12 protein-coding genes are annotated in these 14,871 nt (G+C 40.0%); 2 read left to right on the forward strand and 10 right to left on the reverse strand.

The genetic code is table 11. The annotated features are described in order from the left end of the window. Nucleotides 1–13: 13 nt before the first annotated feature. The 5 genes from HNR53_RS05480 to HNR53_RS05500 form a co-directional block, all read right to left on the reverse strand. Complete coding sequence (locus tag HNR53_RS05480; RefSeq protein WP_246439334.1) at nucleotides 14–1,519, reverse strand: tripartite tricarboxylate transporter permease; 1,506 nt, start codon at nucleotides 1,517–1,519, stop codon at nucleotides 14–16. A gap of 12 nt (nucleotides 1,520–1,531) precedes the next feature. Then, a complete protein-coding gene (locus HNR53_RS05485; RefSeq protein ID WP_184523625.1) occupies nucleotides 1,532–1,984 on the reverse strand; it encodes a tripartite tricarboxylate transporter TctB family protein in 453 nt (150 codons plus the stop codon). Between the two features lie 88 nt (nucleotides 1,985–2,072). Continuing rightward, on the reverse strand, nucleotides 2,073–3,089 hold the full coding sequence (locus HNR53_RS05490; RefSeq protein WP_184523627.1) for a tripartite tricarboxylate transporter substrate binding protein: 1,017 nt from the start codon (nucleotides 3,087–3,089) through the stop codon (nucleotides 2,073–2,075). Between the two features lie 117 nt (nucleotides 3,090–3,206). Next, on the reverse strand, nucleotides 3,207–4,943 hold the full coding sequence (locus HNR53_RS05495) for a thiamine pyrophosphate-requiring protein (protein ID WP_184523629.1): 1,737 nt from the start codon (nucleotides 4,941–4,943) through the stop codon (nucleotides 3,207–3,209). 24 nt (nucleotides 4,944–4,967) lie between these two features. Next, nucleotides 4,968–7,037, reverse strand: a complete 2,070-nt coding sequence (locus tag HNR53_RS05500) for a (Fe-S)-binding protein (protein WP_184523631.1) — start codon at nucleotides 7,035–7,037, stop codon at nucleotides 4,968–4,970. A 277-nt stretch (nucleotides 7,038–7,314) separates the two neighbouring features. Between HNR53_RS05500 and HNR53_RS05505 the strand changes: the two genes are divergently transcribed. Together HNR53_RS05505 and HNR53_RS05510 are read left to right on the forward strand one after the other, a co-directional pair. Next, the gene (locus tag HNR53_RS05505) at nucleotides 7,315–8,196 is read left to right on the forward strand and encodes a LysR family transcriptional regulator (RefSeq protein WP_184523633.1); all 882 of its coding nucleotides are present in this window, start codon (nucleotides 7,315–7,317) and stop codon (nucleotides 8,194–8,196) included. Nucleotides 8,197–8,692: 496 nt separating this feature from the next. Further along, on the forward strand, nucleotides 8,693–9,169 hold the full coding sequence (locus tag HNR53_RS05510) for a PAS domain-containing protein (RefSeq protein ID WP_184523635.1): 477 nt from the start codon (nucleotides 8,693–8,695) through the stop codon (nucleotides 9,167–9,169). Nucleotides 9,170–9,439: 270 nt separating this feature from the next. On the opposite strand, the gene HNR53_RS05515 is transcribed toward HNR53_RS05510, so the two are convergent. The 5 genes from HNR53_RS05515 to HNR53_RS05530 form a co-directional block, all read right to left on the reverse strand. Further along, nucleotides 9,440–10,270 carry a hypothetical protein gene (locus HNR53_RS05515; protein ID WP_184523637.1) on the reverse strand — a complete coding sequence of 277 codons (831 nt, stop codon included), beginning with the start codon at nucleotides 10,268–10,270 and terminating at the stop codon, nucleotides 9,440–9,442. 117 nt (nucleotides 10,271–10,387) lie between these two features. Next, nucleotides 10,388–12,643, reverse strand: coding sequence for an alpha-galactosidase (locus HNR53_RS05520; RefSeq protein WP_184523639.1), 2,256 nt, complete (start codon nucleotides 12,641–12,643; stop codon nucleotides 10,388–10,390). A 522-nt stretch (nucleotides 12,644–13,165) separates the two neighbouring features. Then, nucleotides 13,166–13,444, reverse strand: coding sequence for a hypothetical protein (locus tag HNR53_RS23145; protein ID WP_246439336.1), 279 nt, complete (start codon nucleotides 13,442–13,444; stop codon nucleotides 13,166–13,168). Nucleotides 13,445–13,454: 10 nt separating this feature from the next. Then, nucleotides 13,455–13,844, reverse strand: a complete 390-nt coding sequence (locus tag HNR53_RS05525) for an SHOCT-like domain-containing protein (RefSeq protein ID WP_184523640.1) — start codon at nucleotides 13,842–13,844, stop codon at nucleotides 13,455–13,457. A 12-nt stretch (nucleotides 13,845–13,856) separates the two neighbouring features. After that, a complete protein-coding gene (locus HNR53_RS05530; RefSeq protein ID WP_184523642.1) occupies nucleotides 13,857–14,222 on the reverse strand; it encodes a DUF2089 domain-containing protein in 366 nt (121 codons plus the stop codon). Nucleotides 14,223–14,871 lie beyond the last annotated feature (649 nt).

The following is a 14,871-nucleotide window of genomic DNA, read 5'->3' on the forward strand; positions in this document are numbered from 1 at the left end:
ATTTGCTCATTTATTATATTTCAACATCATCTGCCAGTTTCCCGCGCTTATTTTTCACTCCGCTATAGACGCTAATGGCAAATATAATGAGGGCAATGCCCATAATAGCAGCAGATATTGGCTGCGTAAAAAAGATAAGAAAACCTTCAGTTGAAATAGATAGGGATTGCAGCATAGAGGTCTCCAATTGTGATCCCAATATAAATGTGACAATCATCGCGGACATCGGGATATCTAATTTTTTCAGGATATAACCAATTACCCCAAATATCAGCATCAATCCAACATCCCAAAGGCTGCCATTTAGACTATAGGTTCCAACCAAGATGACCATCAGGATAATCGGAAACAATAACTTATACGGTATCATCGCAATTTTGGCCCACATACCAACTAAAGGCATGTTCATAATTAGTAATAAAACATTTCCAATAAACATGCTGGCAATCAGGCCCCAGACAAAGTCAGGATTTTTCGTAAACAGGGCTGGACCTGGTGTTAATCCGTGCATAATGAAGGCCCCTAAAATAACCGCCATGGTCGGCGAGCTTGGCAGTCCTAAGGAAAATAAAGGAATTAAGGCTGCACCGCTATGAGCGTTATTCGCTGTTTCAGGTCCGGCTACCCCCTCGATCGCTCCCTTTCCAAAGCGGGATGGATCCTTGGCAACCTTTTTTTCTAAAATGTAGGAAAAGGTGGACGCGATAATGGAGTTTGCACCTGGAATGACGCCTAAAAGCATTCCGATGCCTGTTCCCCTTCCAACAGATTTAAGAGTCGGCCCCCATTCTTCCCGATTAGGAAGAAGACCTTTGACCTTTTCTGGTTTCGTCACTTTTGCTGGGTTTTCCGCATTTAGTAAGATTTCGGAAATTCCAAACAGACCCATGGCCATGACGGCAAAATCAATTCCATCCATCAACTCTATGGAGCCAAATGTGAAACGGAATTCTCCAGTGACCATGTCTTGTCCTACCATAGCCAGCAATAAACCGAGGACGGCAGCAATTAATCCCCTGACCAAAGACTTTCCCATCAATGCTACGATCATCAGCATGCCAAGCAGCATAATCGCAAAGAACTCCGGAGGACCAAATTTCAACGCAAATTTAGATAATGCAGGACCTACAAATGTAAGCGCCGTTACAGCAACAATCCCACCGATAAACGAACCAATGGCAGACACCCCGAGTGCTGTTCCCGCACGCCCCTTCTTCGTCATCTCGTAACCGTCAATACACGTAATAACCGATGCTGCCTCACCTGGTACGTTTACTAAAACAGAAGTAATTGTTCCTCCATACATCGATCCGTAGAAGATTCCGGAAAGCATGATAATAGCAGAAACAGGCTCCATCCCGAAAGTAATAGGAATAAGCAAAGCGGTTCCAGACACAGGACCAAGCCCAGGGAGTACGCCGATGAACATTCCAAGCATTACACCAATAAGGCAGTAGAGAAGATTCGACCAGGTCAAAGCCGTTTCAAATCCCTGTAAAAGTAACATCAATGAATCCATTTAACCATCCTCCTAAAATAGAATCCCGCCTAATGGTAAGTACACCTTTAATACCGAGTTAAATATCCAGTAAAAGAATACTGTTATTCCGGCTGACATTAATAAGGTGGTATACCATCTATACTCTTTGTAGAACAAAATCGCTAGAAAGATAAATCCCGCAAGCAGGAACCCGAATAAAGAGAAGAGTATGATGAAAAGGACCAAACTGATAATGATAAACAAAATATGTTTTAGAGAATGTCCAGTTGGCCACGATTCATTGCTGACATTTTCCCCTTTTATACTTTCAAAAATATACCAAATTGAGAGGAGCATCAGGATGCCGCTCAACCAAGTCGGAAAGAATCCCGGCCCAGGTCCAAGCACACCGGAATAGCTATATTTTAATGACAGTACAAACGAGAAAAGAGCCAGAAGGAAAATGACCGCCCCAGCCCAAATTCCTGACCTGTATTTACTCATAATAAAAATTCATCCCCTTCCACAAAACGAAAATGGCGGGTATTCAGGAGTAACCCTGAATACCCAATTATGATTCAGTAAAGCGGTTTTATTTGATTAGACCGAGTTCTTTTAACATTTTTCCAAATCTCACATTCTCGTCATTCACCTCTTTTTGGACAACCTCAGGACCGCCATAATTTGTCTGTAGCGAGACCTTCTCGAATTCTTTTAACACTTCAGGGTCTTCCATTGTTTTCTTAAGCGCTTCTTCTAGCATCGTAACGATTTCTTCTGGCACACCCTTCGGTGCAAAAAGCGAGGTATTGCTGTCTATCGCAACATCGAAGCCTTTATCTTTCAACAGAGGAATCTCCGGAAAATACGGTACAGGTACACTTGCGACATTAAACAATGCGCGAAGCTCACCAGATTCAATTAGTGTCTTAGCATCACTCGGCTGTACCATAGCTCCCTGAACATGACCGCCTAAAACTGCTGTGATTGCTGGAGGCGTGCCTTCAAAGGATACTGCTTTTGCTTTAAAGCCTGCCTGCTTTTCCAATTCTGCCACTGGTATATGAGCCCCTGATCCAATTCCTCCAGCAGCTCCATATGAAAATTCACTAGGATTTTTCTTCACATATTCAAGCCATTCTTCAAACGTTTTCCAAGGAGCATCTGCTTTTACAATCATAATTTGCTGGTTGCCGAATACTTTTGCGATGGGTTGAAAACTGTCATGGGAGTATTTCACATTCCCATACAAAGGCTGCATGGAGATAGCACGGTGTGTAGACATCGCAAGGGTGTATCCATCAGGCTTGGAGTTAAACAAATCTGTAATCGCAATCGAGCCGCTGCCGCCTGGTTTATTCACAATCACCAGCTGGGCGCCAGGCAAATATTTAGGAAGATATTTTTCAATGATTCTGGCACCAATGTCTGTGGAGCCGCCCGCAGCAAACGGTACGATCACTTCAATCGGTCTTGTCGGATAATCTATTTCGGACTCTTTTTCTTTGGCTGCTGTATCCGATTTTGATCCTGTTGTTTGTGAAGATTGAGAACACCCTGCCACTATAAGAAGAAGGGCTGACAAAACGATCATTAAGAATTTTTTCATTTTCCAAATTTCCTCCTACGAATAAATTTCACAGTTTCACTGTCTTTTTAAAAAATAAAACACTTATTTAACCGTCCATCACCTCCCAAAGAAATCAAAATCTCAGAAAAATTTAGATTAATAATCTTTTTGGTTCGATATTTTGGCGAGGCGGACATCCACCACAGCTGATTTTCCATTTTTCACTTCATTCATGGCCTGCTGCAATGCTTCAGGTAACTCTCTTGGATCTGATACTATCCTGGCGTATGCCCCGCCTGCCGCTTCTGCAATTTTTGCTAAATCGGCAGATTGATCAAAATTCACCCAGTAACTATCCGTTTGTTTGGCCATCCCATCCGGGTACCGCTTTAATAGATTCAGCTTCGTTGCATTCCAGCCTTCATTGTTGTAAATGACAGTTAAGAATGGAGCTTGATATCTTCGTGACATCCAGTGAACCGAAGAGGGCACGCTGAATAAGTATGAACCGTCGCCAGTTAAGGTCACGACCGTTTTTGTTGGATTAGCAAGCTTCATCCCAATAGCAGCACCGCCATTCCAGCCTAAGGATGTACCACCGCTCCCAAACATGGTTCCTGCCTTGGTACGCGGCAAGTGTTTGGCTACCGTCATGGTATTCGTAATTGTCTCATCTAATAGGATGGTTTCATCATCCACAACATCTCGCAAACAGGCCGTCAGCCATTCTGGCGTGATCGTATTTCCCTCCGCCTTTTCTTCCTGCTTCCAGGCTTCACGCTGCTCATTGTGATGCTTTGCTAATCGAAAATAACGTTCTTGTACTTGCTCCTTATTAATAACCCTTTGTGCAAAAGCATAATTTAATTGAATTAAGGAGGCATAGGCATCCGCACGATAGTTCTTCACTGTGGGAATGTGCCACAATGGGATTTCTTCCTTAATTGGATCTAAATCGATGAAGTAGACTTTGCAGTCGTCTTTTGGCTGAACTTGTGTAGTGACCCAAGGGACATCTGTATCAATAGCGATAATGACATCCGCTTCCGGAATAAAAGGATTCGGATCATATCCAAGATGCAGTGGGTGGTCCCTAGGGAAATTTACGTAAGTAGGAATTTGCTCCACCACAGGTATCGCCACTTTTTCGCAAAATTCAATTAATTCAGGAACTGCTTTCGTCATTCTGCCTAAATAAGAAGTAATTAACAATGGATTTTGCGCTTCTAATAAAGCACTTACAATTTCGTCTATTCCCCAATTAGGTAAGAAGGATGGTTCGATTGGTGCCCATTTCCCCCAGGTATCCGGAAGTTTTTCCACATTTTCCTCTAAAACTTCTCTCGCGCCGGTCAAATAAACCGGACCGGCCGGATCGCTTTTGGCCATCTGCATTGCGCGGTAAATGAGCTGTTTCACGTTCTTCCCTGTTCTAATATCTGCTTCCCATTTAACATAGGACCTTAAGATTCCACGCTGATCGTACACATTTTGCAGGTAATTGACATAGGAATTGCGGCTGCCGGAAAGCTCCCCCTCCATGGTGAAGGGTGTTTCTCCAGCGAAAATTAACACCGGTACGCGAGCCCGGAATGCATTATGAACAGCACCTCCCAGATTTTGCGTCCCCACATCCGTATGAATGATCACGCCTTGTGCTTGCCCGGACACCATTGCATACCCTTGAGCTGCGGATAAAGCAACACTTTCATGCGGACAAATAATAGCCTTAGGAAGCTCCTTCCCTTCCACCTTGGCTTTCGCTAAGGCCTCAATCATCGAAGGATGATCGCTGCCTAGATTGCAAAACAGGTAGGAAATCCCGACTTCCTGCAGCGCTTCCATCAAAGCGTCTGCTGACGTGTAACAATCCGTCTTGTGTAGATCATTCATTAAATCATCTCCTTTATGGTTCTTTTAAAATTCCACCGACTTTTCTAAGATTTCAGCAATATCAAGCGTCTGTACCTGTTCCTCAACTTCCTTGGCCTTTGTGCCATCGGAGAGCATCGTTAAACAATAAGGGCAGTTGCTTCCGATGACTGTCGGATTCACTTGCAGCGCCATTTCCGTTCGGGCTATATTCACCCGAGTTCCTTCTCGCTCTTCCATCCACATCCTGCCTCCTCCAGCACCGCAGCATAGCGCATTTTCACGGTTTCGTTCCATCTCGAGCAGCTCTATTCCCGGGATTGCACGCAGGATATCCCTTGGCGAACCATAGATATCGTTATAGCGTCCGATGTAACAAGAGTCATGATACACGATTTTCTCTTCAACCCTTTTTGCTGGCTTGAGCTTTCCATCCTTCAATAGGTCAGCCAGAAGTTGGGTATGGTGGACAACTTCTGCTTCCAGTCCAAATTCCGGATACTCATTTTTGAAGGTATTAAATGCATGGGGATCGGTCGTCACAATTTTACGGACACCGTACTTCTGGAACGTCTCAATATTTTGCGTGCATAATTCCTGAAATAAGTATTCATTCCCCATCCTTCGTGACGTGTCCCCGGAGTTCATCTCTTCATTACCGAGAATGGCAAATTTCACATCGGCTTTGTGCATCAAACGAGCGAATGTTCGGGCAATCTTCTGGCTGCGAATGTCGTACGAACCCATCGAACCAACCCAGAATAAAACATCGAATTCAGGGGTTTCATTAACAGTCTTAATAATATCCTCCATGCCCTCGCGCCATTTGATTCGTTCATTGCGATTTGAGCCCCAAGGGTTTCCTTGTCTTTCAATATTATGGAAGTATCGCGAAGCTTCAGTGGGCATCTCCCCTTGCGTCATAACCAAAAACCTGCGCATATCAATAATTTTGTCTACATGTTCATTTACCACCGGACATTGATCTTCACAATTTCGACATGTCGTACAAGCCCACAATTCTTCTTCCGTGATGATATCCCCGATAAGATTCGGCATTTCAATAGCAGCCGCCACCTCAGAATTTCCATCCCCAGCCAGCATAGCTAATTGATTTGCTCTCGATTCCTTAAATGCAAAGGCTGGTAACCAAGGCGTGCGTGACGTAATTGAGGCTCCCTTCTCCGTCAGATGGTTTCGCATTTTCAAAATTAGTTCCATCGGTGAAAGGGTCTTCCCTGTGCCAGAAGCAGGACACATATTGGTACACCGTCCGCATTCTGCGCAGGCGTACAAATCAATCAGCTGCTGTTGAGTAAAATTCTCAATAGCTCCAACACCAAATTCTTCTACTTCTTCCTCGAAATCAATTTTCTTCAATTTTCCAACAGGTCCAAGCTTTTTGAAGAACAAGTTAAACAACGCGAATAACTCATGCGCTTGCTTTGATTGAGGGACAAATACCATGAAGGACAACACTGTTAACAGATGTACCCACCAAAATACGAAGAACAACACAGTTCCTGCTGTCGTGCCAATACCGGAGAATACTGCAGCAACCACTCCTGAGAATGGAGCATGGATGAAATCCGGTTTATGCCCGAGCATCACCGTTTCAAATCCCAATGTCAGTAGGATGGAAATAGTCAGTGTGGTAAGTGCAATATAGACAACAGCGACTTTGACATCTCTTCTTAACTGCAAACGCCTTAGTTTCTCAACATATCGTCGGTAAAAGGCATATACTACAGCGCACAACATGAGGAAGGTTGTCCACTCCTGCATCAGACTGAAATATTTGTGCATAGCACCTAATGGAAATTCGAAACCAATGATAAATCCCTTAATGATGATTTCAATCAGTCCTATTTGAATGATGAAAAAACCATAGAACAAAATAAAATGCATCAGACCACTTTTTTTATCTTTAAATAATTTTCTTTGTCCAAACCCGTTGATTAATACGCTATTCAATCGTTCTTTTAGATTCAGTTCAAACTCAGGTTTTTTTCCCAGCTTCACAAACAAATATCGACTGTAGACGATTTGGAAAAATAAATACAACGAATATCCTGTAACAGCTAGTACAGCTGCAAAATTCAAATATACAAGCATCCATCCACTTCCTTTCTTACTTTATATACTTCTGAAGCCGCCACCATCCGTACGCTTTACACTTTGGATTAATTGGGCTTTGTTTCTTCACTCTTCATTCTTGTATTTGAAACCATGCGCACGGTCTCTTGCTAGATAAACTCTAGCAAATGCTGCTTTTAATTTTTTAATATTCTGAATATTGTTTATTTAAATGATAGCATTTGGTATACTAATACTTCAAATATCGATTTAATAGATTTGCGATACGATAAAAATATGGATAGGTGATTAGCAAATGGATATACGTCAATTACGTTACTTTGTGACAGTATCAGATGAAGGACAAATTACACGAGCGGCAAAAAAATTAAATATGGCTCAGCCACCCTTAAGCCAACAATTAAAGCTAATCGAAGAGGAGCTGGGGACTACTTTGTTTATCCGGAACAGCAGAAGCGTCGAATTAACGGAGGCGGGAATATTGCTCTACCAACGTGCAGTTAGTATTCTAACTCAAATCGATGACACTGTAATGGAAGTGAAAGAAACGGGAGACGGTTTGCGGGGGCAGCTCGCAATCGGTACTGCAAAAACATGTGCCGTGGCCTATTTACCAGAAAGAATTCAAGCGTTTCATGAACAATATCCACTCGTTACGTTTCGTATAGAGGACGGACACCCCCATGAAGTTGTTAAGTTTTTAGAGGATAGATTAGTAGAATTAGCTGTTGTTCGCTTCGTTTCAGACCTGCATCTAGATTATGAATCAAAAACTTTACTCGAAGAGCCTTACGTATTATTCACTCCAAGTAAATGGGAGTGGGATGCATCTAGAACATCTATCACTATGAAGGATCTTGAAGACATTCCGCTTATCATGTTCGTACGAGAAAACAAGTATGGAAAATATACCGCCTTCCAAGATGCCTGTATAAAACAGGGAATCAAACCGAACATCATTTGCGAATCACATGACGCTGCTATTATCTTTTCCTTTGTAGCAACCGGGATGGGAGCAGCCGTTATGCCAAAATCAACATTTTCGATTCACCCGTCAAACAATATTAACATTGTTGAAATTGAGGATTGTCCTCTTCGTAATAAAATCTCTCTCATTTGGGACCAAAATCGTCCTCTATCAAAAGGTGCACAACGCTTTATTGAGAGTTTTGATTGAACAATCTATGAAACAGCTCAACTTCCGAGGAGTAGTTCCCAAAGTTTATGACAGACTAGGGGGTGGTAGTCTCGAAAATCTATAAATCTGTGCATTGATACAGAAATACCTAGATTTTTGAGTAATTCGCTCCTCACCTTTCGGAAAGGTCTTGGTTGAGCCAGTGAACAAGTGAAACAAAACAATAACTCTTTTGCCATCACTCGTTCTTCCCACAACCGCAAAGAAAAAATAATACCATAAAGGTCTGCTTTACCCCTTTTCAGTAAAGTGCAGTTCCTCCTAAGAGGATTGGTAAAAGAACCCGCCCCATATTGTCAATCATCATATCGAAATGTGGATGGCGGAGCATAAGAAGGATTTTTCAAAGGATTCCTCCTTCTTTATTCCAATATAATTCTTTTGCTAACAGTAATAAAATATTATAATATATTTGTAGTTGGTTTTTTTTGCTCACTAATATTCATATTATTATTCTCACAAAGGAGATTTATATATGTTCGAAGAAAAATTGTCGGATTTAATTAGTCCTGAAGCTGTTATTAATTTTGAAACGGGTCCAATTAAAGCAAGCACTTTGGATGCAATCATCAAACTTTTACCATTTGAAATGGGATTTTGCGATGCAAACGATATTTTCCGCTGGTATTCAAATAATCCAAACCGCGTGCATGGCCGCCGTAAAGAAGCGATTGGCCGCCCTGTGCTTGAGCTTCACCCAAAAGTAGCTCACCATGTTGAAAAATTGTTGAATGACTTCCGATCAGGCACACGCGACGAATGGGAATTTTGGTTCCCAAAACGCTCTGGTGAATCAGGGCAAATTTACCAAAAATTCATGGCTGTACGTGATGAAAATGGAAAATACCTTGGTTGTATGGATGTGACCGTTAATATCGATCTTTTCAAAGGAAAAGAAGGAACAAATACTCCTGAAACGATTACCGAATTTAAGGCTATTAAGCCAGAATAATAAAAAAATACCTTTTTATTTGAGAAGCTGCTGAAAAACACATTAGATCCCTCAATCCAATGTGTTTTTCTTTACCCTAATTTATTACAGAGAATGGTGTAGTTTGGAGAAGTGCTTTTAGAATATTATCACTACAAAGAATTATATGAATAAGAACAAACAACTACTTTAGTTTTTGCAATGGTACCGTTTTCTGGAATAAGCAGTGGATGGTACCTGGCACTTTTTTTCACTTTAATAACGATTAGGATTGCCAGAATTTGGAATTGTTTATTCATTTTTTTGCGTAATACATTCTTGTTCAGGATTGATCTTTATTTGCTTCCACTTTTCATCGGCAGCTTTGTGAAATTGGGCTATTTCAATATCGGTCCCATTTGTCAGTGTAAAGTATATAAATAAATAATTAGTTTCATCATGACCGCGAAAATATATATTTTTTATATAACCATTCCTTATTGTCGGATACCTTTTCTTAACCAACTTACACCATTCTCCATATTTTATATCCACAATTGATTCCCCATCCTGATCCCATCCATGATAAGGAGCGCATAGAAAATCCTCCTCTATCTGATGCAAATCAGAAATTCGAAAACCTTCATGTTCCTGAACTAATTGTAAAAAGCCATAAGAATATCCAAAATACTCAGCGCTTCTGCCTTCAAAGCCTTCTATCGTTTCAATTTCGTAAAAAAATTTTATACCCTGGTTTTCATCAGGTATCCGACATAGCTTGATTAAGCTTGTATGCCCTACCCCAGCAAATGAATGTAAATAGTTTTCATAGCTAATTTTCTGTTGATATTCCTTTGTAAAAAAATTATATGCAAGTGGATATGGAATCTTCGATTGTCCAATCGTTCCGCAACTTCGCTCTCCCATATATGATGCTTCACGCAAAATGCTGAAATAGTTAATAACAGTATCTTCAGGAGTCCTCGCCAGTTCTATTGGAACATTGATTTGGTCAAACGTTTTTTCAAAATAAGGTTGAAAAAAATCTCCTTTAGCGAATCTCATATTCAATGCCGGTAAACACGAGGGACGAAAAAATCTTTGATGATATGTATCTGATTCCATTAAATTCCGATAAAGCACATTTATCACCCCATTTTCAATCTATGGGCAGCCATCAGATGTGTGAATATCAGGATCTTCATTAAATCCAAATAATTATTTACACTAAATTTTTTCCATTGCTTTTCCTTTTGCTAACTAATCGTTCAACATATCCAAATAGCGAATTTCACGCATCATTGGGTCTTCGATTGTTCCATAAGAAAAAGCAAAAGCTTCAATCAGAAAAATAAAAGAGGAAAGGTCATTTTTGATCAGCGGGAGATTTAACCCTATTTTCATTAGCTCATCACCAAAGTATTCTATCTTGCCATCGTTAATCTTGTATCTCGCTAAAGGATCTAGTCCTTGTAGTTTGAGACGGAGAAAGGGCGGGTTCGGAGTGGCTAATGTTCTAAAATAAAAAACAACCGCTCTTTCTTGATTTGGTGCTACATACATCCAAGCGGCATCCATTCCAACAAAAGGGTTCAACAGCCTATAAAGGTTGCCAAAGCAAACCAGTTCCTTCATTCGATGATAGAGCTGGATTTGCTCCTTTACCACCTTTTTATCATCAGCACTTAGTTTATCAATATTCAATTCAAATCCCAAATTAGCAGCCATTGCTGCATGACACCTCATTAAAAGAGGCGTTGTTCTTCCCACCTGATGATTTGGAATATCTGAGACGTGAGCCCCCATTGTGACAGCAGGATAAACGATGCTGGTTCCATATTGTATTTTCAACCTTTCGATTGCATCTGTGTCATCACTCGTCCAGGTTTGCGGCATGTAATAAAGCATGCCAGGGTCAAAGCGCCCTCCGCCTCCTGAACAGCTTTCAAATAAAATTTGCGGAAATCCGCTTGTCAGCGTTTCCAAAATTCGATACAAACCAAGCATATAGCGGTGTGCTGTTTCTTTTTGCCTTTCGGGAGGAAGGGCAGCAGATCCTACTTCGGTCATATTTCGGTTCATATCCCACTTAACATAGGCGATCTGAGTACTTTTAAAAAGCTTAGTGAGGATTTGAATGATATAATCACATACATCTTTCCTGCTTAAATCTAGAATCAACTGATTTCTTGACAGCGTCCGGCTCCGACCAGATACATGGATACACCAATCCGGATGTTCCCTATATAAATTACTGTCAGGCGATACCATTTCGGGCTCAACCCATAATCCAAACTTCATGCCCTTTTTTCTTACATAGTCTGCCAATCCATCAAGACCGTTAGGGAGCTTTTTCTTATTAACAAACCAATCACCAAGGGAACTTTTATCATTTTCACGATGCCCAAACCAGCCGTCATCCAGTACAAACAGTTCAATCCCAAGTTCTTTACCAGCATCGGCAATTTCCTTTAATTTTTTCTCATTAAAATGAAAATGCGTTGCCTCCCAGTTATTAATCAGAATCGGACGGATTTTGTCACGATAAACCCCGCGGCAGACCCTTTCCCTCAATAGTTTATGGTAGGTTCTCGACATCCCGCCAAGTCCATCTGAAGAATAGACCATTAACGTCTCTGGGGTTTGAAATAGTTCTCCAGGCTTTACTAGCCAGCTAAAATGAAAGGGATTAATTCCAATGGAAACTCTAGTTGTTTGAAAAGAATTTACCTCGATAGCAGCCTGGAAATTTCCACTGTAAACCAGGCTAAACCCGTAAACCTCGCCATACTCTTCGTTGGCATGTTGAGACATGAGTGCCAGAAAAGGGTTATGCTGATGACTGCTTGCCCCCCTTGAGGAGGAAATCAGCTGGATTCCATGGTGTAAAGACTTCCTTTCGATATGACGCTCACGCCCCCATGTGCCATGAAGGTGAAGCCAATCCCAATCAGAATGATGAAAATCAACGGACATGCTCATACATTTTTCTAACACAACATTTTGGCTGCCTCTGTTTTCGAAGGAAACAGATCTTGCAACCACATCAAGGTCATGATAAATCGTATAATAAAGATTCATCCCCATGCCCAGCATGGAATCTACCATGGTGATCACTAGTGTTTCTGCTTCTGAATCAGCTTCAACATAGGAAGCAGGCAGGTTCTTCAGACTGGGCTTTCCCATGATCATCTCATGGGAATCATAGACAAATTCCGTAACAGTAGATCCATCTTTAGTGCGAATCTGATAAGCAGGAGACCTGAAATCCCCATTTCCAAATGCCGGATATTCCTGTGGCAGTGTGTCTAAAGAAAATGCCGGATTTCCCGGTTCTGTTGATGGCGAAAATGCTCTTCCTTTAAATTGTAATATGGAAGCGGGTTGGAGTATCTGAACCCGTTTACCCCAGTATAAATGCGCAGGATACTTGCCATGAACCAATTGAATGAGATAACTCATTCTATTATTATATAAATGGAAAATTCCGCTCTTCTCATTCCAAGCAATTGGCACTATTAGTCAACTCCCCCAAAAGCATAATCCTACTTACATACTATTCAATTACGGATTAAACATGGCGAAAATAAATTTGTGTTAGTTATGTTTATCCCCTGACCCTATATTTACCTAAAACAACAAACAGGCACGATCCAGTTTGGATGGCGACTGACACTTATCATATTTTAAAAAGCTTCTAATTTAATATTTTTATCAATGATTAACCTATTTACCGGGTTACCAAATACTGGAATAACTACATGGTATAATTTTGTTTAAACAATCATTTCAAAATGAAAGAGAGGTTATTGAGCGTTGTGATTAAACAACGTCTAATACAGTGGTCCATTTGCTAGCGAAATTAGAAGTAAAATTTTAACAGAAATTCAATTATTTATAGTTTTTTTAAGTATTTACAAAATCATTGACTGGCAGTTGTTCGACGGGTCTAACAACAAAAAGCTAAGTACCATCCAAAAACTGGATGGTACTTAGCTTTTTTTAAAGTGTTTCTTGTAATTAGATTAATTAATTGATTTATAGTCTAACCATAACCTCAGTACCGTCCTTAGCTTTAACATCTACTAGCACGATCCCTCTATGATTTTTCAGTTCCTTGACAATGGGCTTTAGCGATTCTTTGTCTATCAGCGGAAAGGGAATGTCCAGTTTTTTTCTTTTGAAGTGCTCTTTTATCGATTTGTTTGTATACTGATGAAATAATTTTGAAGATAAAATTGAAATACCAATGTTTAACATAGCATATGGAATGGGGATAGTGAACCGAACGGCTTTTGTTTTCACTTTTAACAACATAAGCAAACCACTATTCAATGATAACCGAAACGGTATCTCCGTTCGCCGATTTAATATCAACAATTTGGCCATCTAATTCGTTTTCGATTGCTTCAATAAGAAGGTTTATGTCTATAGCCTGAACGTATTTTTCTGATTGAGGAATACTCGCTGCGATGCTGTGCCCAGCCACTAATACTGCCTTGACAAGTTTTATAGGCAAATTGACCTTGACGTTATCATTTTCAGCTGATACAACACGAATTTTTAATGTTTTATCCAAATATTTAGTGGGTTTTTCTAATAGCTCACTTCCGGCTTCTTCTTTTCCTTTTAATATTTGAATCAGTTCTGATCCCTTATCCGCATCAATTTTCCCTTCTTGCACCATTGTTAATACTTTTTCAATTTCTTCTTTCATTATTAATTCCTCCTAATCCTCTTTTAACAATTTAATTGCTTCTTCTGCAGAAATTTCTCCATTTTCCAGCATGGCAACAACCTTTTTCTCGTCTACATCACTTTTCTTCTTCTGCACATAACCAAGTGATGAAATGATGTCTGTTAGCTTGCCTCGGACCGTTGGATACGAAATTCCCAGTTCCTTTTCAACTTCTTTGATATTCCCTCTGCAAGTTAAAAATACTTCTACAAAATGAAGCTGATCCTTTGATAATGACGCCAACTTGGATAATTCAAACTCATTTTCAATCGTCGTGTGACAATGAGAGCAATGCAACTTCGTAATCTTCAATGTTTTACTGCAGACCGGACAATTCGTGATTACTTTATAAGCCATAATGAAATTCCTTTCTTTTAATTAATCAGAGTATATATTAATGAATTTAAATAGTAAATAAGTAAAATTAGTTTTATTAAAAATAATCATTTAAATTTTTAATTACATAATCAATATTTTTAATTTCTCACATTAGTAATCTTAATTTTGTTATTTTGTATTTAAGGTCAAATTTATATCAACTAGCATGAAGATAAAGGATTCCGTCTCATGCTTTCAGGAACAACTAGGATAGTGATTACTGCCATCACAATTACCAGCTCCTCCGTCTTTTGCGCCAGTACTTGCTAATAAATTTACCACGCTGTGCCACCCTCTTACCAATAAAATACTTTTCTAATACACAATTTTGTAAGGTAGGGCTGCGTCAGGTAAATTGTGGATTTAACTGTATGGAAATTCAAATAAAAAAAGCATAATTTCTCAGTGTTATGAGTGAGAAACTATGCTTTAGTTACTTTATAGGAACGCCCGTTCGTGGAAGATTAAAAAATAAAAAAGGGCTTCAAAAATTGAACTTTAGTTATTGTTCTAAAGCCCCTGTTATTAGTAAATCGACGTTATATAGATATTTAAAAAATGAAACTTAAATATGCTGTATTTATCGCAAAAATAAAAAAATGTTTCCATAATGATAAGGAATGATCGA

The sequence above is a fragment of the Bacillus benzoevorans genome, from assembly GCF_014207535.1.
GTDB lineage: Bacteria > Bacillota > Bacilli > Bacillales > Cytobacillaceae > Bacillus_BD > Bacillus_BD benzoevorans.

What these genes read in the sequence shown, in the direction of transcription:
- HNR53_RS05480 (WP_246439334.1), bottom strand. Translation starts at nt 1,519, where the DNA reads ATGGATTCATTGATGTTACTTTTACAGGGATTTGAAACGGCTTTGACC.
- HNR53_RS05485 (WP_184523625.1), bottom strand. Translation starts at nt 1,984, where the DNA reads ATGAGTAAATACAGGTCAGGAATTTGGGCTGGGGCGGTCATTTTCCTT.
- HNR53_RS05490 (WP_184523627.1), bottom strand. Translation starts at nt 3,089, where the DNA reads ATGAAAAAATTCTTAATGATCGTTTTGTCAGCCCTTCTTCTTATAGTG.
- HNR53_RS05495 (WP_184523629.1), bottom strand. Translation starts at nt 4,943, where the DNA reads ATGAATGATCTACACAAGACGGATTGTTACACGTCAGCAGACGCTTTG.
- HNR53_RS05500 (WP_184523631.1), bottom strand. Translation starts at nt 7,037, where the DNA reads ATGCTTGTATATTTGAATTTTGCAGCTGTACTAGCTGTTACAGGATAT.
- HNR53_RS05505 (WP_184523633.1), top strand. Translation starts at nt 7,315, where the DNA reads ATGGATATACGTCAATTACGTTACTTTGTGACAGTATCAGATGAAGGA.
- HNR53_RS05510 (WP_184523635.1), top strand. Translation starts at nt 8,693, where the DNA reads ATGTTCGAAGAAAAATTGTCGGATTTAATTAGTCCTGAAGCTGTTATT.
- HNR53_RS23145 (WP_246439336.1), bottom strand. Translation starts at nt 13,444, where the DNA reads ATGTTGTTAAAAGTGAAAACAAAAGCCGTTCGGTTCACTATCCCCATT.
- HNR53_RS05525 (WP_184523640.1), bottom strand. Translation starts at nt 13,844, where the DNA reads ATGAAAGAAGAAATTGAAAAAGTATTAACAATGGTGCAAGAAGGGAAA.
- HNR53_RS05530 (WP_184523642.1), bottom strand. Translation starts at nt 14,222, where the DNA reads ATGGCTTATAAAGTAATCACGAATTGTCCGGTCTGCAGTAAAACATTG.